The sequence below is a fragment of the Kineosporia sp. A_224 genome (assembly GCF_002198655.1).
Lineage (GTDB): Bacteria > Actinomycetota > Actinomycetes > Actinomycetales > Kineosporiaceae > R-H-3.
Genome location: NZ_MWLN01000194.1, coordinates 22,451 through 41,689 on the forward strand (window position 1 = coordinate 22,451; position 19,239 = coordinate 41,689).

Below are 19,239 nucleotides of genomic sequence, written 5' to 3' on the forward strand. Positions count from 1 at the left end.
CTACGCTCACGGGCCGTGACGACCAGCGGCTCGCGCGGCCCCGGGGTCCGGCACGCCCTGCGGGTGCTCGCCGGCTACGCCGGCCGGGACCCGTCCGCGGCCGCGCTGCGGCACGCCGTCGGCGGCCGGGTCGTCCTCGTCACCGGGGCCTCGGAGGGGATCGGCGCCGCGACCGCCCGCCGGCTCGGGGCCGCCGGCGCGACGGTGCTCCTCGTCGCCCGCACCCGCGGCCGCCTGGAGGCGGTCCGGCGCGAGATCGTCGCCGCGGGCGGCGCCGCGCACGTCCACCCGGTCGACCTCGCGCGGCCGGAGGACGTCGGCGCCCTCGCGGCCGCCGTCCTCGCCGAGCACGGCCGCGTCGACGTCGTCGTGAGCAACGCGGGGCACTCGATCCGCCGCTCCGTGGCGGACAGCGCCGGCCGGTTCCACGACGTGGAGCGGCTGATCGGCGTCAACCATCTCGGACCGGTCCGGCTGCTGCTGGACCTGCTGCCGTCGATGCGCGAGCGCGGCCGCGGGCACGTCGTCAACGTGTCGACCGTCGGGCTCGGCCTGCCGACCCCGAGCTGGACGGCGTACCTGTCCTCCAAGGGCGCCTTCGAGATCTGGCTGCGGACGGCGGCCCCCGAGCTGCGGGCGGACGGCGTCACGGTGAGCACGGTGCACCTCGGGCTCGTCCGCACCCGGATGAGCGCGCCGACCGCGCAGTACCGCAACCTGCCCGCGATGACCGCGGACGAGGCGGCGGGCGTCGTCTGCCGGGCCGTCCTGCGCCGGGGCCGCTGGTACCCGTGGTGGGGCCGGCTCGCCGTCCTCGCCGCCGGGCTGGCCCCGGACGCCGCGCAGACCGTCGCGACCCTGGGCGTGCGGCTGGCCCGGGCGACCGAGCCGCTGCGGGTGGTCGCCGCGACCGGCGCGCTCGGGCCGCGCCGGCTCGGCCGGCTGCTGCGGGCCGTCGTCCGGTACGGCCCGGCACCGGCCGCTGCGCTCGCGGCGGCCGACCCCGCCGCGGTCGTCGTCGTCGACGTGCAGGGCCCGGTCACCGCCGGCGCCCTCATGGCGGGCGCGCAGACGCTCGCCCGCCGGCTGCGCGCCGACGGGGTGCGCGCCGGCGACCGGGTCGCGCTCGACCGGCTCGACGGCCGGCACCTCGTCGTCGGCCTCGTCGGGGCGACCCTCGCCGGTGCGGACGCCGTGATGCTCGCCCCGGACCTGCCGCCCGACCGCTGCGAGCGGGTGCTGCGCACCGCCGGGGTCACCGTGGTGCTGCGGCCCGGTCCGGACGGCGCCCCGGTGCCGGAGCCGGGCCCTGCGCCGGAGGCCGGGGCGGGCCGGCGCTCCCCCGGCGGCCGGCCGGCGCGGCGCCGGGTGCCTCGCGTCGTCCCGCTCACGTCGGGGACGACGGGCACGCCGCGGGCCGTCCCGCGGGATGTGCCGCTGCGGGTGCTCGTCGGGCCGCTGACGACCCACCTCGCCCGGATCCCGATGCGCACCGGCGAGGCCGTCGTCGTCGCCGCCCCCGTGCACCACGGGTACGGGCTCGTCTACCTCGTCGCCGGCCTGGCCCTCGGCTGCCCGGTCGTCCTCGCCGCCGGGCTGGCGCCGCAGCGCCTCCTCGAGGTCGTCGCCGAGCACGAGGCGCGGGCGGTGTTCCTCCTGCCGATCCACCTGCGGCGGATGGCGGCCGCGGCCCGCCAGCCGGACGGAACCGTTGCGCCGCAGCACCTCCCCCGGCTGCGGGCGGTCGTCAGCGGGGCGGCCCCGCTCACGGCGTCGACCCTCGCGGACGGCCGGGCGCTGTTCGGCGAGCGCGTCTTCAACCTCTTCGGGACGACCGAGGCGGCGTGGGCCACGCTCGCGACCCCGGCGGACCTGCGGGCCGCCCCCGGCACCGTCGGCCGGCCGCCCCGCGGGGTCACCCTGCGCGTGGTCGACGCCGCCGGCGCCCCGGTGCCGCGCGGCACGACCGGCCGCGTCCTCGTCGGCGGCTGGAGCCCGGACGGCGGGCTCGTCCCGACCGGCGACCTCGGGCACGTCGACGTCGCCGGGCGGCTGTTCCTCGACGGCCGCGACGACGAGATGGTCGTCTCGGGCGGCGAGAACGTCTACCCGGCGCCGGTCCTCGCCGCGATCGAGGCGCACCCGGACGTCGCCGACGCCGTCGTCCGGCCGGTGCCGGACGACGAGTTCGGCACCCGGCTCGCGGCGACCGCGTGCCGCCGGCCGGGGACCACGCTCGGCCCGCAGGAGCTGCGGGAGTGGTTGCGGCCCAGGCTGTCCCGGGCCGAGATGCCGCGGGACCTCGAGGTCGTCGACGACGTGCCGCGGACGGCGACGGGCAAGCCGCGCCGGGAGCGCTGACCCGGTGCCCGCGCGCTACGCCTGCGCCGCGAGGAACGCCGCGACCTCGGCGAGGGCCGGCTCCGGGTCGCGGCGGCCCAGGCCGATCCGGAACCGGTCGGCCGGCACCGTCGCCAGGTCGCTCGCGTAGAGCGAGGCGGGCAGCAGGAGCACGCCCCGCTCGTGGAGCAGCCGCGCGCAGAACTCCTCGACGCCGTCCGGCCCGCGGTAGCGCGGGAAGGCGACGCAGCCGCCGTCCGGTGCCTGCCAGTCGAACCACTGCGCGTGGTCGGCGAAGAACGCGTCGAAGGTCTTCGTGTTCGCGTCGAGGACAGCGCGCAGCCGGGCCCGCAGGGCGCCGGCGTTGCGGACGGCGAGGGTCGCGAGCAGCTCGCTGGGGCCGGCGTTGCAGATGCTCGTCCAGTGCTTGCGCGCCTCGATCCGGCCGAGCAGCGCGCGGTCACGGCTCACGAGCCAGCCGACCCGCAGCCCCGGCAGGCCGAGGGACTTCGACGTGACGTCGAGGGTCATCCCGGTCGCGCAGACCTCGACCGCGGGCGGCAGGGTGCGGGCCGGGTCGGCCTCGACGCCGCGGTAGACCTCGTCGGAGAACAGGACGATCCCGCGCTCCTCGCACAGCGCCGCGAGCGCGAGCCAGGCGTCGAGGTCGGGGACGAACCCGGTCGGGTTGTTCGGCACGTTGACCGCGACGACCTTCGTCGCCGGCCGCAGGGCGTCCCGGACCCGGTCGACGTCGAGGGTCCAGCGCAGCGACTCCCCCGAGCCGGTCCACAGCGGCAGCCCGGTCACCTCGGCGCCGGTCGCGATCGGCACCGACTCCATCGCCTGGTAGTTCGGCACCGTGACGACGGCGTGGTCGCCCGGCGAGAGCAGCTCGGAGAGCGCGAGGAGCAGCGCCTCCTCGGCCCCCGCGAAGGCGAGCACGTCGTCCGGCGCGACGGCCGCCCCGCCGCCCCGCGACGTCCCGGCGAACGTGCCGGCGACCGCCTCGCGCAGGGCGTCCGTACCGGTCGTCGGCACGTACCCGAGCTCGAGGCCGAGCAGCTCGGCCGGGTCGGTGCCCGCGATCTCCAGGAGCTCGCCGACCGTGACGGTCTGCCCGTCGGAGGCCGTGAGGTGGTGGCGCGCGGCGAACTCCCACTGCGCGAAGAAGGCCTCGAGGCGGAAGGAGGGCAGCGTCAGCATGGAGGTCACCGTAGCCAGTGCTGCACGCTTCGGGCCCCGCCGAAGCGTTCCGGGCCCAGGATGACGGGATGCCACCCACGACGCCGACCGCGGACCCGACCGTCCGGAGCGACGTTCTCGAGGACCCGGCCTTCACGGTGCCGCCGCTGCCCGACCCGACGGCGACCAGCGGGGTCGCCGGCCTGCGGGCCGCCGTCGTCCGGTTCTGCGACGGGCCGCTGCACGCCGCGCGGCGGCGCAGCGTCGAGGTCCTCCTCGAGGGCCTCGACGTCCGGGCCGTCGCCGGGCAGCACCCGACGGCGGCCGTGCTCCACGCGCTCGGCCTGCCGGTCGCGCTGCTGGCGGACGTCGATCTCGTCGCCGCCGCCTACCAGCCGCACCTGCCGGTGAGCGCGGCCGCGGACGCCGCGGCCGACCGGCTCGTCGCCGCGTGCGGCGGCCGGTCGGAGCAGGCCGCCGCCCGGGTCTGCGTGCTCGTTCAGGCGCATGCCGCGACGTCCGCGCTCGTCGAACGGCTGCGCACGGGCTCCCACGAGCCCCCGGTCCCGGTCACGCGGCGGGTCGGCCCGGACGGCACCGAGGTGCTCGTCGACCTGACGGACGCGCCGTACGGCCGGGGCCCGCACGCCTGCCCGGGCCGCGACCTCGCGCCGCGGCTCGCGACGGCGGCACTGCGATGAGAGCCGGCCCGCCGCTGCGGACGCCGTTCGGCGTCCTCCACGACGGCCCCCGGCCGCTCGTGCTGCCCAACGCGTGGGACGTCGCATCGGCGCGGGCCTTCGTCTCGGCCGGGTTCCCGGCGGTCGCGACGACGAGCCTGGGCGTCTGCGCGGCCCGCGGTCTCGTCGACGGCGCGCGCGCCGGCCGCGACGGCGTCCTCGCCCTCGCGGCGGCGCTGAGCGACCTGCCCTGCCCGGTGTCGGTCGACCTCGAGGACGGCTACGCCGCCGACCCTGCCGAGGTCGCGTCGCTCGTCGGCTCGCTCGGCGTCGCCGGGATCAACCTCGAGGACAGCACGGACGGCGCCCTCGTGCCGGCCGCGGCGCTCGCCGCGAAGGTGGCCGCAGTGAAGGCGCGCTGCCCGGACGTCTTCGTCAACGCCCGCGTCGACACCCACTGGCTCGGTGGCCCGGGGCCTCTGGACGACACGCTCGACCGCGCGCTCGCCTACGTCGACGCTGGCGCGGACGGCGTCTTCGTGCCGGGACCGCTCACCGACGCGCAGATCGCCGCCCTCGCCGCAGCGGTCATCGTCCCGCTCAACGTGCTGCCCTACCCGAACCGGTCGGTCGACGACCTCGCGGCGCTGGGGGTGCGCCGGGTGAGCACCGGGTCGCTGCCCTACCGGGCCGCGCTCCGGGCCGCCGTCGACGCGGCGCGCGCCGTCCGGGACGGGTCGGCGCTGCCGCCCGCCGTGCCGTACGCCGACGTGCAGGCCCTCGCCGTCCCGCCGGGCACGTGGTCGCTCGAGGGCTGACGGTCACTCCAGAGCAGAGAGCACCGCGGCGCCCGCGGCGGTGAGGCGCAGCGCCCGGCTCCCGGGCCGCGGCTCGACCCAGTCGTTCTCGCGGAAGACGATGAGCAGGTGGGCGCCGAGCCGGCCGGCGAGGTGCGGACGGCGGCCCGTCCAGTCCAGGCAGCCGCGGGCCACCGGACGGCGTCCGCCGGTCGGGACGGCCGCGACGGCGAACCGCTCGACGACGGGGTGCGCGGGCAGCGGCTCGGCGAGCGGGACGTCGCGCCCCGTCTCGGGGGCGGCCAGGCAGCCGGCGTGCACGAGCAGGTCGGTGACGCGCAGCCCGAGGTCACCGGCGAGGTGGTCGTAGCAGGTGCGCCCGGCCCGCAGGTCGGCCGAGACCCGTTGCTGGCGCAGCGATCGCACCGGCAGGCTCGGCGCGATCGCCTGGAGCGCCTCGACGGCGCGCGCGACGTCCGGCCCTGCGAGCGCGAAGTACCGATGCCGTCCGGACGCCGTCGCGGTGACGAGCCCGTGGTCGGTGAGGACCTTGAGGTGCCCGCTCGCCGTCGACGCGGCGACCCCTGCGGCCCGGGCGAGCTCGGACGCCGTCCAGGCCCGGCCGTCGACGAGCGCGTCGAGCATCCGTGCCCGGGCCGGCTCGGCCATCGCCCGCGCCGGGACCGAGAGGTCCGCGGGGCCGGGAGTCACGTCGTCCGCCATCGGGCCACGGTAGCCCGGGCACACTTCGGTCCGGACCGAACTGTCCTCAGACCGTGAAGCGGGTGAAGCTCTCGACCCCGGCGGCCTCGACCCGACCGTCCGCCCGGAGCACCGCACCGGACCGCTCGGGCAGCCCGAGCACGACCGGGTCGGGCGGCAGCACGCCGCGTGCCACGTCGAGCCACCCGCTGCCGCCGGAGAAGTGCACGAGGACGAGGTCGACCGGCACGAGCCCGAGGCCGTCGACGACGCGGGGCCGGCCACCCTCGGGCAGCACCGTCCACCGGCAGAGCACCATCGCGCCCGCGCTCGCCCCGCTCACGGCGACGCCGCGGCCCAGGGCGGCCGCGAGCGCGTCCCGGTGCGGCGCGAGGGCGCCGAGGAGCCGGGACGGCGACCCGCCGGGGAGCACGAGGAGGTCGCCGCCGCGCGGCGGGCGGACCGGCGGGCCGCCCGGGGTGCCGTCCGTGCCGTCGTCCGGCCCGGTGAGACGCGCGAGCAGGTCGCCGAAGCCGGGGCCCTCGTCGAGGACGACGTCGACCTCGCGGGCGCCGAGCCGGCGGTACCAGCCGTCGGCGTTCGCCCCGGCGACCGCCCGCTCCCGGCCCGGACGGCCCGCGAACGGCACGACGACGACCCGTCGGGCCAGCCCCTCCGGCCCGAGCCCCGGCCCGTGCGCCCAGAGCATCGCGGCGTCCATCGCCTCGCACCCGGGCCGCAGCTCGGCCCCGCCCTGCAGACAGACGTCGCCCGGCGTCCGGTCGGCGGGTCCTGGCGCGGTCACCGGTGAATCCTCGCCCACGAACAGGTCCCAGGCACCCCGACGGGGTGCCCGGGACCGGGACGTCGCGACGGTCGCGCGGACCGCCGTCGGTGGGAACAGCCGTCAGGCGGCGGCCTTCTCCGGCTCGAGGACGGCCCCTGCGGTCGTCGCGAGCTCGGCCTCGATCTCCTTGTGGCCCATGCTGTGGCGCATCGCCCAGACGATCCAGGTGCCGAAGCCGAGGACGACGGCGCCGACGACGATGACGTTGACCGGCGAGGGCAGCTTCGTCAGCTCGAAGGCGAGCCAGGCGATCGCTGCCGTCGACGGCAGGGTGACGATCCACGCCACGACCATCTCGCCGATGACCCGCCAGTTGACCCCGCGACGGCCGCCGATGCCGGCGCCGACGACCGACGAGGCGGCCGCGTGCGTCGTCGAGATCGGGATGCCGAGCTGGGTCGCGCCGAAGATCGCCGTCGTCGCGCCGATGTTCGCCGCGACACCGGTCCGGGCGTTGAGGTTCGTGATCTTCATGCCCATCGTGTGGACGATCCGCCAGCCGCCCCAGACGGTGCCGGCCGCGATCGCGCCGTAGGCCAGGAGCGCGACCCAGGTCGGGACCGAGATGTTCGCCGGGTCGTCGGTCGACAGGTACCCGGCGCCGACGAGCAGGGTCGCGATGACGCCCATGGTCTTCTGCGCGTCGTTCGCGCCGTGACCGAAGGAGACCGCCGCCGCGGAGACGAGCTGGAGGCCCTTGAACGGCTTGGCGTCGTCCCCCCAGCCGGTCGCCTTCTGGATGAGGATCACGAGCCCGGTGGCGAGGACGGCGACGCTCAGCGCGACGGCCGGCGACAGGACGATCGCGAAGGCGACCTTCTTGACGTTGCTCCAGTCGACCGCGTCCGTGCCGCCGGCCGCGAGGCCGGCACCGATGAGGCCGCCGATGATCGCGTGGCTCGACGAGGACGGCATGCCGACGAACCAGGTCGCGTAGTTCCAGGCGATCGCGGCGATCAGGGCGGCGAAGACGACCCCGACCCCTTCCATGCCCGGCTTGACGACCTTGGCGACCGTGTTGGCCACGGCCGTGCCGACGAAGAAGAAGGCGGCGAAGTTGAAGAACGCGGAGAACCAGACGGCCATCCGCGCGGACATGACCTTCGTGGCCACGACGGTGGCGACCGAGTTGGCCGCGTCGTGGAAGCCGTTGGAGAAGTCGAAGAGGAGAGCGAGGGCGACGACAGCGATGACGCTGAGCAGGACCAGGTCCACCGGAACCTCCGGGTAAGGGGCGGCGAGTCGGGGAGGGCGAAGCGGTGACGTGCAGGGTGAAGCCCGGCGGCGCACAACGTTCGTCATCGTTATCCCGCAGTTGTGTGCCCGTAAGAAGAGGCGAGAGTCCCTTTTCGACTTGTGTTCACCGTTCGTTCACCGTGTTCATCCCGGAGCCACCGTCGTACGGGGCCGAACGGGTCGTCACGGACGACGTCCTCGGCCGCGTCGAGCGGCTCGCCCCACGACCGACCGGACGGGCGACCGAACGGACCCGCACCGGCACGGTCGGGACGCCGTCCGCTCCCTGACCTAGCGTCGAGGGGTCAGGAAAGGGGAACCACGATGCCGGACCGGCTCAACGCGGCGCTCGACGAGCTCGAGCGCGGGCTCGCGGCGCACCCGGAGCAGGACCCGGACGTCACCGCGCTCGCACGCGCGGCGGCCACCTCGGAGCACCACCTGCGGCGGATGTTCTCGGCGCTGGCCGGCATGCCGCTCGGGGAGTACGTCCGGCGCCGGCGGGCCACCCTGGCCGGCGCGGCGGTGCTCGCCGGGGACGAGCCGCTGCTCGGCATCGCCGTGCGGTTCGGGTACGGGTCCGCGGAGGGGTTCGGCCGGGCGTTCCGGGCCGTGCACGGCGTCACGCCGGGCGAGGCGCGCCGGACCGGGGCGGCCCTGCGGGCGCAGCAGCGGCTCTCCTTCCGCGTCGTCGTCGAGGGGAGTGCCGTCATGGAGTACCGGATCGTCGAGCCCGGGCCGTTCAGGCTCGTCGGGCGGCGGGCCCGGGTCCCGCTCGTGCACGAGGGGATGAACCCGGCGATCGTCGCCTTCCTGCGGGGCCTGCCGCCGCAGGTCCGGGAGCAGGTCGCGGGGCTCGCGGACGGGGAGCCGGCCGGGCCGCTGAACGTCAGCGACGGTCTCGGCGCGGAGCGCAGCGAGGGCACCGAGCTCGACTACTGGTTCGCCGCGGCCCGGTACGGCGGCCCGGCCGACGCCGAGGCCGGGCTCGACAGCCTCGACGTCCCGGCCGGGCCGTGGGCGGTCTTCGCGGCGTCGGGCCCGTTCCCGGCGGTGGTCCAGGAGCTCTGGCGGGATGTCTTCACCCAGTGGTTCCCGTCGAACCCGTGGCGGAGCAGGCCGGGGCCGGAGCTGCTCCGCAGCGAGCTGTCGGCGGACGGCACGACGGCCCGGGCCGAGCTGTGGGTGCCCGTCGAGCCGGCGTGACCGACCAGACAGCCGCGGACGCCCCGGGCAGGGACCTTCGCGCGTTCCGGCGGCCGGGCCCGGCGGGCTAGCGTCGGAGGAGGCCGTAGAGGTCCAGCGGAGAAAGAACTCCCGTCGAGAACGACCCTCTCGAAGCTGCCTCCCGCCCGGGACGGCCCGCGGTTCGAGTCCGCGGACGGCCACTGGTCAGGTGTCCGGCCGCCTCGAGGGCGGCCGGACACCTGCACCCCAGGAGACGCCCGACCCGTCCGGGACGTTGCGTCAGCCCCGCCGCAGCCGGTCGAGGACCGCCCGCGGGTCGCCGACGAGGTCGGCCCCGACCGGTCGCAGCGGGACGGCGGGCTCGTCGTCCGGGTCGTCGTCCGGGTCGTCGTCGGGGTCGGCGTCCGCAGGTACCTCGACCGCCTCGGCCGGCCCGGCGGCCTCGACTGCCGTGGGCGCGGCGTCCAGCACGGCGCGACGCTCGGTGACCGCGGCGACGAGCCGCGCGTACACCCCGGTGTCGCGCGGGTCGGTCAACCAGGCGTCGGCGGCCTCGGCGACCCGGCGGTCGAGCCGGACCGCCGCGTCGTCCCGGTCGTCAGCCACCCGGCGAGTCTGCCGTACCCGCCCCCGCCGGCGGCCCCGTACCGCCCGTCCGACCGTCCGACCGCCGTCCGCCGTCCGCCGTCCGCATCGTGGGACCGCCGTACCGCAGGCCGTCACAAGAGCGCTCCCAGCGCCGACACGCCGCGGTTCCGCCGCGTTGGTGCGTCCGGCGGTACGGGTCGTCCCAGGATCCGGACGTCACCCCGGTCGACGGCCCGCGTCAGTGCTCGTCGAGCAGCGCGTCGAGCGCGGCGAGGTCGTCGCCGGTCGGCAGCCAGGCCCCGGCCGCGGCGTTCGCCCGGACCTGCTCGGGGCGGGTCGCGCCGGCGATCACCGACGCGACCGCGGGCCGGGCGGCGAGGCCGCCGATCGCGACGTCGAGCAGACCGATCCCGCGCTGCCCCGCGAAGGCGGTGAGCGCCTCCACGGTGTCGAGCCGCTCGTCGGTGATGTAGTCCTGCCGGCCGTGCAGCCGGGTGCCCTCGGGGGCCGGGGTGTCGCGCCGGTACTTGCCCGTGAGCAGGCCGTTGGCCAGCGGGTAGTACGGCAGCAGACCGATGCCGAAGTGCTCGCACGCGGGGACGAGGTCGTCCTCGGCGCCGCGCTCGACGAGGCTGTACTCGTTCTGCGCGCTGACGAACCGTTCGTAGCCGTGCGTGCGCGCCGTCCAGTCCGCGTCCGCGACCTCCCACCCGGTGAGGTTCGACGACCCGATGTACCGGACCTTGCCCTCTCGGACGAGGTCGGTGAGCACCGAGAGCGTCTCCTCGACCGGGGTGACGAGGTCCGGGCGGTGCAGCTGGTAGAGGTCGACGTGGTCGGTGCGCAGCCGGCGCAGCGACCGCTCGACGGCCCTGCGCACGTACCGCCGTGACGCCCGCGCGCCGCCGTCGTTCCCGAGCGCGCCGTGCAGGTCCATGCCGAACTTCGTCGCGAGGACGAAGTCGTCACGACGGCCCGCGAGCACCTCGCCGAGGAACTCCTCGCTCGCGCCGTAGGTGTCGGCGGTGTCGAGCAGCGTGATCCCGCTGTCCTGCGCCGCGTCGACGACGGCGCGGGTCGCCTCGAGGTCGATCCGGCGGCCGAAGTTGTTGCAGCCCAGCCCGACCACGGACACCACGAGGCCGCTGTCCCCGAGCGGGCGGTAGCGCATGTCGCTCATGCGCGCCACGCTAGACCCCGGGGTCGTCGACGGCATCCGGGTGCTCCCCGGCCGCCAGGAACGTGTCCACCAGCCGCTTCGGGGCCACCGCGAGCCAGGCCTCGACGACGACCTCGCGCAGGGTGCCGACCGCGATCTCGTCGAGGCGGACGAGGACGGCGGGGTAGCCGGCGAAGTGGGCGATGACGAAGAACACCGCCGGGTCGGCCTGGATCCACGCCTGCCGGACGCCGAGGTCGTCGACCATGGCGGCGAGCACCGGACCGGTGGGGGCCGCGTCCCCGAGCTCGGCCGTGCCGGCCCTGCCGAGCGGCCGCTCCCAGACGAACCCCTTGCGTCGCACCGACCACGACAGCGTGCCCCGCCGGCTCGTCTCCTCGACCGCCTCCGGCAGCGCGAGCGCGATCGAGCGGACGTCGTCCCAGGTCGCCATCCGCCGAGTCTGCCGCGCCGGGCCGCTCCCGTCAGCGCGGCGCGTCAGCCCTGCTGCGACGGGTGCGGCCGCAGGACCGGGCACTCCAGTGCGTAGCCGCGGCCCGCGTAGTCGAAGTCACCGAGCTCGAGGCGGGCCAGGGACGGGTCCTGCGGCGAGGCGTAGTAGGCCCGGATCTCCTTGACGAGCAAGGACTCCGGCTCGAAGACGTACCACTCGTCACCGCGCAGCACGGTGCCCTCGGCGGTCTTGAAGTGGCTCCACTCGATGACGGCCTGGTGGCTCGCCGGGTCGCAGACGAGGCGGTCGATCGTCCACGCCGAGCCGCGGGTCGCGACCGACGCGGCCCACCGCTCGGCGATGACCCGGGCGCCGCGCCACGCGCCGCCGTACATCCCCGGCGGGAAGTAGTGGACGGCGTCCGGGACGAAGCAGGCGACCATGCCCTCGACGTCGGCGGCGTTGCAGCCGTCGAAGTAGGTGCGGATCCGGGCCTCCATCGCCGCGGCCCGTGCGGTGAGGTCTGCGCTGTCGACGGTGCTCATCGGGGCAGGGTAGGTCGGCCCGGGCAGGCGCCGGGCGGGGCGTTCGCGGCAGCCGAACGGGGCTGCCGAACAGGTCTGCCGATCGGGCGGCCGACCCATCGGGATTGACGATGGGTCGGCACGGGCGTTGGCTTGCGGCCGTGGAGATCGACGGCGCCGGCGACGAGCCCGACGAGGAGCGGGACGCCGTCCGTGTGGCCCGGGCGTTCGAGCGCGCCTACCAGCAGGCCTACCTGCGGTTCCACCGGCGCGACGGCAAGCACGCCGAGCTCAGCGGGGCCTCGCGCGCCGTCCTCACCCATCTCGCGCACACCGGGCCGCTCACCGTGGGCGAGATGGCGCAGCACCTGGACCGGGCCCAGTCGGTCGTCAGCGACATCGTCACCCAGCTCGCCGGGAAGGGTCTGCTCGCCCGCGAGCGGGACCCGGCGAACGGGCGGCGCACGCTCGTCTGGCTCACCGACGACGGGCTGGCGTTCCTCGACCGGGACCGCGAGGTGCTGTCGGTCGACCTGCTCGCCCGCGCCGTCGCCTTGATGACCCCGCAGGACCGCGCCGCGCTCGTGCGCGGCGTCCGGGCCCTCGTCGCCGCGGACGACGAGCACCGGCAGACCACCGACGAGAACCCGACCAGCAGGAGGACCCCGACATGACGACGAGCACCGGCTGCGAGAGCTGCGGCATGCCCATCGAGACCGGGCGCTACTGCGCCCACTGCACGGACGCCGAGGGCAACCTCCAGGCGTTCGAGGAGCGCTTCGAGCGGATGGTCGCGTGGCAGGCGCGGCGCGAGCCGGACGCCCCCCGTGCCGACCTCGAGGCCGCCACCCTCGCCTACATGGCGCGGATGCCGGCCTGGCGCGACCACCCGCGCGTGCTCGCCCGCGGCTGATCCGCCCCGGTCGACCGGATCCGGGGCCCGTGCCCGGGATCCGGTCCACGACCGCGGATCAGGCGTACGGCGGGGTGCGCTCGCCGCCCGGGAGGGCCACCGTCAGGGTGTTGCCGGCCGGCGGCAGCGGGCAGGTCCACGCCGGCGAGTACGCGCACGACGGGTTGTAGGCGAAGTTCAGGTCGACGACGAGCCGGCCGGCCCGGACGTCGCCCCCGAGGTCGGCGCCCTTCACCGTGTCGAGGACGTACCGGCCGCCGCCGTACGTGTCGGGCGCGGCGTCCCGGACCGGCAGGAAGATCCCGCCGCCGTACGACGCGAGCCACCAGACGTCGAGGGAGCCGAGGCCCGGCAGCCGGACGACGCCGACCCGGGTGAACGGGACGTCCCCGTCGGAGCCGGTCCGCGCCGTCCACGCGTCGGGCCCGGCCCCCTCGGGGGCGGGCTCGACGGCGACGTCGAACCGCAGGTCCGGGTCGTAGGGCGCGACTGGCAGCCCCGTGAAGGCCGCCCGGGCGTCGTCGGTGAGCGGGCTCTGCGGGTGGTGGGCGAACAGGTCGTCCCGGCCGCGCCGCCACCGGTCGTGCGCCGTCCGCGGGCTGCCGGCGGAGCGCACGTCGGCGTAGAGCGCCGCCACCCGGCGGCGCCAGTCGAGCAGGTCGAGCACGTCCCCTCCAGACCGACCGGCTGCGCGTGCGCGGTGCCCACGGCTGTGACCCACGCCGGGCCGCCGGTCCTTCCGCCACCCTCGCACGCCGCCTACTGTTCGCAGCCAGAGGCGTCGACGAGGACCGGGAGCTGGCAGCAGGCATGAGCGGGATCTACGACACCGGGCTCGAACGGACGGCCGCCAACTTCGCGGCCCTCACCCCGCTCGTCTTCCTCGACTGGGCCGCGGACGTCTACCCGCAGCGCCCGGCCGTCGTCCACGGCGCCCGCCGCTACACGTGGACGCAGTACCGCGACCGCTGCCGCCGCCTCGCCTCCGCGCTCGAGGCGCACGGCGTCGGCCCCGGCGACACCGTCGCGGCGGTCCTCGCGAACACCCCGGAGATGCTCGAGGCGCACTTCGGCGTCCCGATGACCGGGGCCGTGCTCAACGCGGTGAACACCCGGCTCGACGCCCCGACGATCGCCCACATCCTCGACCACGGCGAGGCGACGGTGCTGCTCGTCGACCGGGAGTTCTCCGGCGTCGTCCGGCAGGCGCTCGAGGCCGCGTCGGTGTCCCCGCTCGTCGTCGACGTCGACGACAGCGAGTTCACCGGCGCCGGCGAGCGGATCGGCACGGTCGAGTACGAGGCGTTCCTCGCCGGCGGCGACCCCGGCTACCGCCGCACCCAGCCCGTCGACGAGTGGCAGGCGATCTCGCTCAACTACACCAGCGGGACGACGGGCAACCCGAAGGGCGTCGTCTACCACCACCGCGGCGCGCACCTCAACGCCGTCGGGAACATCCTCACGTGGAGCATGCCCCGGCACAGCGTCTACCTGTGGACGCTGCCGATGTTCCACTGCAACGGCTGGTGCTTCCCGTGGACCCTCGCGGCGAACGCCGGCACGAGCGTCTGCCTGCGCCGGGTCGACGCGCGGGAGATCTACCGCCTCGTCCGGGAGGAGAAGGTCACGCACTACTGCGGGGCCCCGATCGTGCACAAGATGCTCGTCGACGCCCCCGCGGAGCTCCGTGACGGCATCGACCACCAGATCAGCGCCATGGTCGCGGCCGCGCCGCCGCCCGCCTCGCTCATCGCGGCGATGGAGCGGATCGGCATCGACCTCACCCACGTGTACGGCCTCACCGAGGTCTACGGACCGGCGACGGTCGCGGCGAAGCAGGACGCGTGGGCCGACCTCGACCTCGAGGAGCGGGCCCGGGCCAACGGCCGCCAGGGCGTCCGGTACTTGCTCGAGGACGCCGTCACGGTGCTCGACCCCGACACCGGCGAGGAGGTCCCGGCGGACGGCGAGACGATGGGGGAGATCGTCTTCCGCGGCAACGTTGTCATGAAGGGCTACCTGAAGAACCCGGCCGCGACGCAGGAGGCCTTCGCCGGCGGCTGGTACCACTCGGGCGACCTCGCGGTCCGTGAGCCGGACGGGTACGTGAAGATCCGGGACCGGGCCAAGGACGTCATCATCTCCGGCGGCGAGAACATCTCCTCCGTCGAGGTCGAGGACGTCCTCTACCAGCACACCGCCGTCGCGTTCGCCGCCGTCGTCGCGACCCCGGACCCCAAGTGGGGCGAGACCCCGCGGGCGTACGTCGAGCTGCGGGACGGCGCGACCGCCACCGAGCACGAGCTCGTCGAGCACTGCCGCGCGCACCTCGCCCACTTCAAGGTGCCGCGCAGCGTCGTCTTCGGCGCGCTGCCGAAGACGAGCACGGGGAAGATCCAGAAGAACGTGCTGCGCGAGAGCGCGCGGTCGAGCGAGTCGTTCCAGTGAACCGTCCAGCGAGGTGCGCATGAGCCAGACCCCGACCGACGAGCCGTACGTCCTGCGGTCCGACTCCGGGGGTGTCGCGACCCTCGCGATGAACCGCGGCAGCCGGTTCAACCCGTTGTCCGCGGCGATGATCGCCGCCCTCGACGGGCACCTGCGGGACGTCGCGGACGACGCAGGCGTGCGGGCCGTCGTCCTCACCGGGTCCGGGCGGGGCTTCAGCGCCGGGCACGACCTCGCCGAGATGCGCGCGCACACCGGGGACGACGCCTGGCAGCAGGGCCTGTTCGACGCGTGCACCGCGATGATGCTGCGCCTCACGCAGCTGCCGCAGCCCGTCGTCGCGAAGGTGCACGGCATCGCCACCGCCGCCGGGTGCCAACTCGTGTCGATGTGCGACCTCGCCGTGTGCACCGACGACGCACGCTTCGGCCTGCCCGGGGTGAACATCGGGATCTTCTGCTCGACGCCGGCCGTCGGGGTCGCCCGGAGCATCGGCCGCAAGCGCGCCATGGAGCTGCTGCTCACCGGCGAGATGGTCGACGCCGCAACGGCTCTCGACTGGGGCCTGGTGAACCGGGTCGTCGCGGCGGCCGACCTCGACGCCGCGGTGGCCCGGTTCACCGACGTCGTCGTGGCCCGCAGCGCGCCGGTCGTCGCCAACGGCAAGCGCACCTTCTACGCGCAGATCGACGCCGGGATCGGCGAGGCGTACGAGGTCGCCGGCTGCGCCATGGTCACCGACCTCGCGGGCGCCGACTCGGCCGAGGGCATCGACGCGTTCCTCGAGAAGCGGTCGCCGGTCTGGCCGTCGTCGGTCTGAGCGAGCGAGCCGGCGGGCGGGTCAGCGGGCGCGGGTCAGCGGGCGACGAGGCCCTTGACGCCGCCCGCGACGAGCGCCGCGACGTCGAGCATCATGACCGGCAGCGCGGGGCCGCCGGGCGAGGCGACGTAGCGGGTCTCCCAGACCGGGTCGAACCGCTCCTTGAACTGCCGCAGGCCCTGGAAGTTGTAGAAGTGTTCGCCGTGGGACCAGAGGAAGTGCCCGGCGCGGTCCCAGAACGTGCCCGTGCCGTCGGTGCGCAGCCCGGACAACGGCGCCATGCCGAGGCTGAACGAGGCGTAGCCCGCGTCCCGTGACCAGGTCATCGCCTCGACGAACAGGTGGCTCATGACGGTCCGCGGTGCGTCGGGGAGCCGGCGCATGAGGTCGATCTTCACCTCGTGCCGGGCACCGCTCGTCCAGAGCGTCGCGAACGCGACGACCCGGCCCTCGAGGCGGGCGACGACGACGGGGAAGCGCCGGACGTAGTCGGGCTCGAAGGCCCCGAGGGAGAACCGCTTCTCGCGGGCGTTGCGCTCGGCGAGCCAGGAGTCCGAGACCGCGGCGAGCTCGGGGAGCAGGTCCTCGACGTCCGCCGGCTCCACGACCTCGATCTCGACCCCCGCCCGGGTGCTCGCCCGGCACTCCGAGCGCAGCTTCGCGCGGTGCTTGCCCTCCATGGAGAACCCGGCGAGCGGGACGGTCGCCTCCTCGCCGAGCTTGACGAGGGTCAGGCCGTGCCGTCGGTAGAGGTCGGCGAGGTCCTCGCGGACGCTGTAGAGCACCGGTCGCCCGCACGCCCGGTCGGCCTCGTCGACGAAGCGGGCGAGCAGGTCGTCGAACTCGGTCTCGTCCCCGACCGGGTCGGACATGACGACCCAGCTGCGGGCCCGCACCTGGTACATGAGCAGGGCGTTCCCGCCGCCGGAGAAGAGCACCCGCTTGTCGCCGGTCCACAGCAGGCACGCGTTGCCGTGCGTCGACCGGGTGAGCACCTGCCCCGCCCGGCGCATCTCGTCGTCCGTCGCCGTGAGGGCCGCCCGCCCGGGGGCCTGCAGGCGGCTGCCGCCGAGGACCACCCCGACCAGCCCGACGGCGAGCCCGACCCGGACGTGGACGGGGGCGTCGCCCGCGGCGGACGCCGCGATGACCGTCCGGCCGTCGACGAGCGCGCTGCCGGTCCACAGGTCGTGCCACCAGACGAGGACCGAGACGCTTGCGGCGACCGTGAGCGACCACCCCCAGCCGCGCGGGTCGCTGAGCACGGACATCGTGCGGTGGAAGGCTCCGCGGGCCATGACGAGCAGGACGACGAGCAGCGCCGCGGTGCCGGCGACACCCCGTGCGTCGTGGGTCGCCGCCACGGCGAGCACGGCGGCGAGGGTCGAGAGCGAGAGCACCCACGCACCGTGCAGACGGCGGTGCAGCCCGCGGGCGAGGAGCAGGAGCAGCACCCCCGCGAGGCTCGCGGTGAACGCCGTCATGTCCGGCGCGGCGGAGTCACCGGGGACGTCCCCGGTGACGACGAGCACGAGACCGAGCCCGCCGACCCCGAGGGCGAGCACGGACGGCGTGAGGAGCCCGGCCCGGGCGAGCAGGCTGCCGAGCGCCGCCCGGTCGCGTCGGTGCTCGAGGCCCGCGAGGACGACCGCGGCGGCCCCGAGCGGGAGGAGGAAGTAGACGAACCGGTACGCGACGAGGGCCGTGACGAGCCGCTCCGGCGGCACGGCGCCGCCGAGGGCGAGCAGGAGGACGGTCTCGAAGACACCGAGGCCGCCGGGCACGTTGCTCACGAGCCCGGCCACCGTCGCGACGACGAAGAGCGGGGCGAACGTCGCGAAGCCGATGCCGGTGCCGTCGGGCAGGAGCACGAAGAGGACGGCGGCCATCGCGAGCCACTCGAGCGTCGACAGCGCGACCTGGGCCAGGGCGAGCGGCCGGGAGGGCCGGTCGACCCGCCAGTCCCGCACGGTCACCGGACGGCGCCCGGCGCCCGACCAGGCGACGTACAGGCCGACGGCCGCGAGCAGCGCGGCCCCGCCGGCGAGCGCGACCGGCCGCGAGGTGCCGAGCGCCGCACCGACGACCGCAGGGTCGGCGACGGCACCGACGCCCGGGAGGAGGGCGCAACCGAGGCCGAGGGTCACGAGGTTGAAGCCGATGATCCGGGTCACCGCGAAGCCGGGCACGGCCCAGGCCGAGTAGACCCTGGCCCGCAGCGCGGCTCCGACGACGGCGGAGGCTCCGAGCGAGTTGCCGAACGCGGTCGCGACGAACGAGGCCGCGGCGTAGCGGCGCCACGGCAGCGGGTGCTCCACGTAGCGCAGCGCGAGGGCGTCGTAGCCGGTCATCGCCCCGTACGAGACCGCGGTCGCCCCGAGCGCGAGCAGCACCGGCCCGGCCCCGAGCGCGGCGAGGTCCCCGCCGAGCCGGTGCCACGGGTAGTCGGCGAGGTGCCGCTGCAGGACCACCACGGCGGCGGCGAGCACGCCGAGCACGAGGAGCGGCGCCGCGGCACGCAGCAGGCGGGCGGGCGAGGCAGGGGTCGTCGTCGAGGTGCTCATCCCGACCCTGATCGGCACGCCGGGCCACCCCCTGTAGCCCTCGTCCGCCCCTGCGGGCCGGGCCGAGACGGACGCCGCTCGACCGCCGCCTCGACGGTCGAGCGGGCGGCGAGCCAGGCAGAGCTGTCCGGGCAGGCCCATCCGACGAGCTCGAGGGCCGCCCGGTGGTCGGCGAGCAGGTCGCGCCGGTGCACCGGCTCGTGGTGCGCCACGCGGTTGCGGAGGAAGTGCAGGCGGTCGAGGTGCCGCTCCACCAGCCGGCGGCGGGCGCGCAGGTCGGCGGGGCCGTCACGGAACGCCGCGTGGAGCGCGGGCACCCACAACGTCGTCAGGTAGCGCACCGCGACGAGGTACCTCCAGAACCCCAGCGGCAGCTCCGCGATGACTCTCCCGGCGGACTCCGGCCGCCGGCCCCGGCCGGACGCCCGGTCCCGCGCCTTGGTGAGGGTCGCACGACCCTGGACGTCCAGCGGGAGGACGTCGAACCAGGTCTCCTCGCCGTGACGCGCGCGTGCCCAGGCGGACAGCTGGGCGTCCAGGGCGTTGCGGACGACGACCTCCGCGGAGCCGACGACCCCGAGGAACGCGGCGCTGACGTCGACGTTCCACTCGTAGCGGGCGAACGCCGGGCCCAGGCCGCCGCCCGCGGCGCGCAGGTACGACTCCATCCGCGCGCGGGTCAGACGCTCCAGGACGACCTGCTGGTCCCAGTGCTGCGCCGCGGCGCCGGTCATGTCGACGGCCCGGCAAGGACCGCGGCTTGACCGGCCCCGACCGACCCGTGATCCTGGAAG

Annotated in this window: 20 protein-coding genes; 9 read left to right on the top strand and 11 right to left on the bottom strand. The window is 75.9% G+C overall.

Annotated features, from left to right (window positions below):
• Positions 1–15 precede the first annotated feature (15 nt).
• Positions 16–2,361 (top strand): SDR family NAD(P)-dependent oxidoreductase, encoded by a 2,346-nt coding sequence (locus EDJALFJO_RS22055; RefSeq protein WP_088288472.1) that lies wholly within the window; start codon positions 16–18, stop codon positions 2,359–2,361.
• 15 nt (positions 2,362–2,376) lie between these two features.
• On the opposite strand, the gene EDJALFJO_RS22060 is transcribed toward EDJALFJO_RS22055, so the two are convergent.
• Positions 2,377–3,546: an aminotransferase class I/II-fold pyridoxal phosphate-dependent enzyme gene (locus EDJALFJO_RS22060; protein WP_088288473.1), complete on the bottom strand. Its 1,170-nt coding sequence runs from the start codon at positions 3,544–3,546 to the stop codon at positions 2,377–2,379.
• Between the two features lie 68 nt (positions 3,547–3,614).
• Between EDJALFJO_RS22060 and EDJALFJO_RS22065 the strand changes: the two genes are divergently transcribed.
• Both EDJALFJO_RS22065 and EDJALFJO_RS22070 read left to right on the top strand, forming a co-directional pair.
• On the top strand, positions 3,615–4,226 hold the full coding sequence (locus EDJALFJO_RS22065) for a hypothetical protein (protein WP_088288474.1): 612 nt from the start codon (positions 3,615–3,617) through the stop codon (positions 4,224–4,226).
• Complete coding sequence (locus EDJALFJO_RS22070) at positions 4,223–5,023, top strand: isocitrate lyase/phosphoenolpyruvate mutase family protein (RefSeq protein WP_088288475.1); 801 nt, start codon at positions 4,223–4,225, stop codon at positions 5,021–5,023. The genes EDJALFJO_RS22065 and EDJALFJO_RS22070 overlap by 4 nt, the downstream gene beginning before the upstream one ends.
• 3 nt (positions 5,024–5,026) lie before the next feature.
• Here EDJALFJO_RS22070 and EDJALFJO_RS22075 read toward each other — a convergent pair whose 3' ends face one another.
• From EDJALFJO_RS22075 to EDJALFJO_RS22085, 3 genes are all read right to left on the bottom strand, one after another.
• Positions 5,027–5,725 (bottom strand): helix-turn-helix transcriptional regulator, encoded by a 699-nt coding sequence (locus tag EDJALFJO_RS22075; protein WP_088288559.1) that lies wholly within the window; start codon positions 5,723–5,725, stop codon positions 5,027–5,029.
• Between the two features lie 46 nt (positions 5,726–5,771).
• On the bottom strand, positions 5,772–6,509 hold the full coding sequence (locus EDJALFJO_RS22080; RefSeq protein ID WP_088288476.1) for a hypothetical protein: 738 nt from the start codon (positions 6,507–6,509) through the stop codon (positions 5,772–5,774).
• Between the two features lie 102 nt (positions 6,510–6,611).
• Positions 6,612–7,766, bottom strand: a complete 1,155-nt coding sequence (locus EDJALFJO_RS22085; protein WP_198950540.1) for an inorganic phosphate transporter — start codon at positions 7,764–7,766, stop codon at positions 6,612–6,614.
• Positions 7,767–7,927: 161 nt separating this feature from the next.
• On the opposite strand from EDJALFJO_RS22085, the gene EDJALFJO_RS34500 reads away from it, so the two are divergent.
• Both EDJALFJO_RS34500 and EDJALFJO_RS22090 read left to right on the top strand, forming a co-directional pair.
• Positions 7,928–8,077, top strand: a complete 150-nt coding sequence (locus EDJALFJO_RS34500; protein ID WP_158220524.1) for a hypothetical protein — start codon at positions 7,928–7,930, stop codon at positions 8,075–8,077.
• Positions 8,078–8,111: 34 nt separating this feature from the next.
• Complete coding sequence (locus EDJALFJO_RS22090; RefSeq protein WP_088288478.1) at positions 8,112–8,993, top strand: AraC family transcriptional regulator; 882 nt, start codon at positions 8,112–8,114, stop codon at positions 8,991–8,993.
• Between the two features lie 261 nt (positions 8,994–9,254).
• Here the strand turns inward: EDJALFJO_RS22090 and EDJALFJO_RS22095 are convergent, their stop codons facing one another.
• From EDJALFJO_RS22095 to EDJALFJO_RS22110, 4 genes are all read right to left on the bottom strand, one after another.
• Positions 9,255–9,581: a hypothetical protein gene (locus EDJALFJO_RS22095; protein WP_088288479.1), complete on the bottom strand. Its 327-nt coding sequence runs from the start codon at positions 9,579–9,581 to the stop codon at positions 9,255–9,257.
• A gap of 220 nt (positions 9,582–9,801) precedes the next feature.
• On the bottom strand, positions 9,802–10,734 hold the full coding sequence (locus EDJALFJO_RS22100; protein WP_088288560.1) for an aldo/keto reductase: 933 nt from the start codon (positions 10,732–10,734) through the stop codon (positions 9,802–9,804).
• A 19-nt stretch (positions 10,735–10,753) separates the two neighbouring features.
• Entirely contained in the window at positions 10,754–11,176 is a 423-nt protein-coding gene (locus EDJALFJO_RS22105) for an MmcQ/YjbR family DNA-binding protein (RefSeq protein WP_088288480.1), read from the bottom strand.
• 44 nt (positions 11,177–11,220) lie between these two features.
• Positions 11,221–11,721: a nuclear transport factor 2 family protein gene (locus tag EDJALFJO_RS22110; RefSeq protein WP_088288481.1), complete on the bottom strand. Its 501-nt coding sequence runs from the start codon at positions 11,719–11,721 to the stop codon at positions 11,221–11,223.
• Between the two features lie 140 nt (positions 11,722–11,861).
• On the opposite strand from EDJALFJO_RS22110, the gene EDJALFJO_RS22115 reads away from it, so the two are divergent.
• Both EDJALFJO_RS22115 and EDJALFJO_RS22120 read left to right on the top strand, forming a co-directional pair.
• Positions 11,862–12,374, top strand: coding sequence for a MarR family winged helix-turn-helix transcriptional regulator (locus tag EDJALFJO_RS22115; RefSeq protein WP_158220525.1), 513 nt, complete (start codon positions 11,862–11,864; stop codon positions 12,372–12,374).
• Positions 12,371–12,613 (top strand): hypothetical protein, encoded by a 243-nt coding sequence (locus EDJALFJO_RS22120; RefSeq protein ID WP_088288483.1) that lies wholly within the window; start codon positions 12,371–12,373, stop codon positions 12,611–12,613. Before EDJALFJO_RS22115 ends, EDJALFJO_RS22120 begins: the two co-directional genes overlap by 4 nt.
• A 58-nt stretch (positions 12,614–12,671) precedes the next feature.
• Here EDJALFJO_RS22120 and EDJALFJO_RS22125 read toward each other — a convergent pair whose 3' ends face one another.
• Positions 12,672–13,280, bottom strand: a complete 609-nt coding sequence (locus EDJALFJO_RS22125) for a DUF1684 domain-containing protein (protein WP_088288484.1) — start codon at positions 13,278–13,280, stop codon at positions 12,672–12,674.
• Positions 13,281–13,423: 143 nt separating this feature from the next.
• Here EDJALFJO_RS22125 and EDJALFJO_RS22130 point away from each other — a divergent pair, with 143 nt between their 5' ends.
• Complete coding sequence (locus tag EDJALFJO_RS22130) at positions 13,424–15,061, top strand: acyl-CoA synthetase (protein ID WP_088288485.1); 1,638 nt, start codon at positions 13,424–13,426, stop codon at positions 15,059–15,061.
• Between the two features lie 19 nt (positions 15,062–15,080).
• Entirely contained in the window at positions 15,081–15,881 is an 801-nt protein-coding gene (locus tag EDJALFJO_RS22135) for an enoyl-CoA hydratase (protein WP_088288486.1), read from the top strand.
• A gap of 35 nt (positions 15,882–15,916) precedes the next feature.
• Here the strand turns inward: EDJALFJO_RS22135 and mprF are convergent, their stop codons facing one another.
• Both mprF and EDJALFJO_RS22145 read right to left on the bottom strand, forming a co-directional pair.
• Positions 15,917–18,463 carry a bifunctional lysylphosphatidylglycerol flippase/synthetase MprF gene (gene mprF, locus EDJALFJO_RS22140; protein ID WP_233149976.1) on the bottom strand — a complete coding sequence of 849 codons (2,547 nt, stop codon included), beginning with the start codon at positions 18,461–18,463 and terminating at the stop codon, positions 15,917–15,919.
• Positions 18,442–19,179, bottom strand: a complete 738-nt coding sequence (locus EDJALFJO_RS22145) for a hypothetical protein (protein WP_198950542.1) — start codon at positions 19,177–19,179, stop codon at positions 18,442–18,444. Before EDJALFJO_RS22145 ends, mprF begins: the two co-directional genes overlap by 22 nt.
• Positions 19,180–19,239: the final 60 nt, after the last annotated feature.

Bases quoted from the DNA above. Each gene is read 5' to 3' on its own strand.
- EDJALFJO_RS22100 (WP_088288560.1), bottom strand. From the start codon at position 10,734: ATGCGCTACCGCCCGCTCGGGGACAGCGGCCTCGTGGTGTCCGTGGTC.
- EDJALFJO_RS22145 (WP_198950542.1), bottom strand. From the start codon at position 19,179: ATGACCGGCGCCGCGGCGCAGCACTGGGACCAGCAGGTCGTCCTGGAG.
- EDJALFJO_RS22060 (WP_088288473.1), bottom strand. From the start codon at position 3,546: ATGCTGACGCTGCCCTCCTTCCGCCTCGAGGCCTTCTTCGCGCAGTGG.
- EDJALFJO_RS22130 (WP_088288485.1), top strand. From the start codon at position 13,424: ATGAGCGGGATCTACGACACCGGGCTCGAACGGACGGCCGCCAACTTC.
- EDJALFJO_RS22120 (WP_088288483.1), top strand. From the start codon at position 12,371: ATGACGACGAGCACCGGCTGCGAGAGCTGCGGCATGCCCATCGAGACC.
- EDJALFJO_RS22065 (WP_088288474.1), top strand. From the start codon at position 3,615: ATGCCACCCACGACGCCGACCGCGGACCCGACCGTCCGGAGCGACGTT.
- EDJALFJO_RS22105 (WP_088288480.1), bottom strand. From the start codon at position 11,176: ATGGCGACCTGGGACGACGTCCGCTCGATCGCGCTCGCGCTGCCGGAG.
- EDJALFJO_RS22110 (WP_088288481.1), bottom strand. From the start codon at position 11,721: ATGAGCACCGTCGACAGCGCAGACCTCACCGCACGGGCCGCGGCGATG.
- EDJALFJO_RS22135 (WP_088288486.1), top strand. From the start codon at position 15,081: ATGAGCCAGACCCCGACCGACGAGCCGTACGTCCTGCGGTCCGACTCC.
- EDJALFJO_RS22075 (WP_088288559.1), bottom strand. From the start codon at position 5,725: ATGGCGGACGACGTGACTCCCGGCCCCGCGGACCTCTCGGTCCCGGCG.
- EDJALFJO_RS22090 (WP_088288478.1), top strand. From the start codon at position 8,112: ATGCCGGACCGGCTCAACGCGGCGCTCGACGAGCTCGAGCGCGGGCTC.
- EDJALFJO_RS22070 (WP_088288475.1), top strand. From the start codon at position 4,223: ATGAGAGCCGGCCCGCCGCTGCGGACGCCGTTCGGCGTCCTCCACGAC.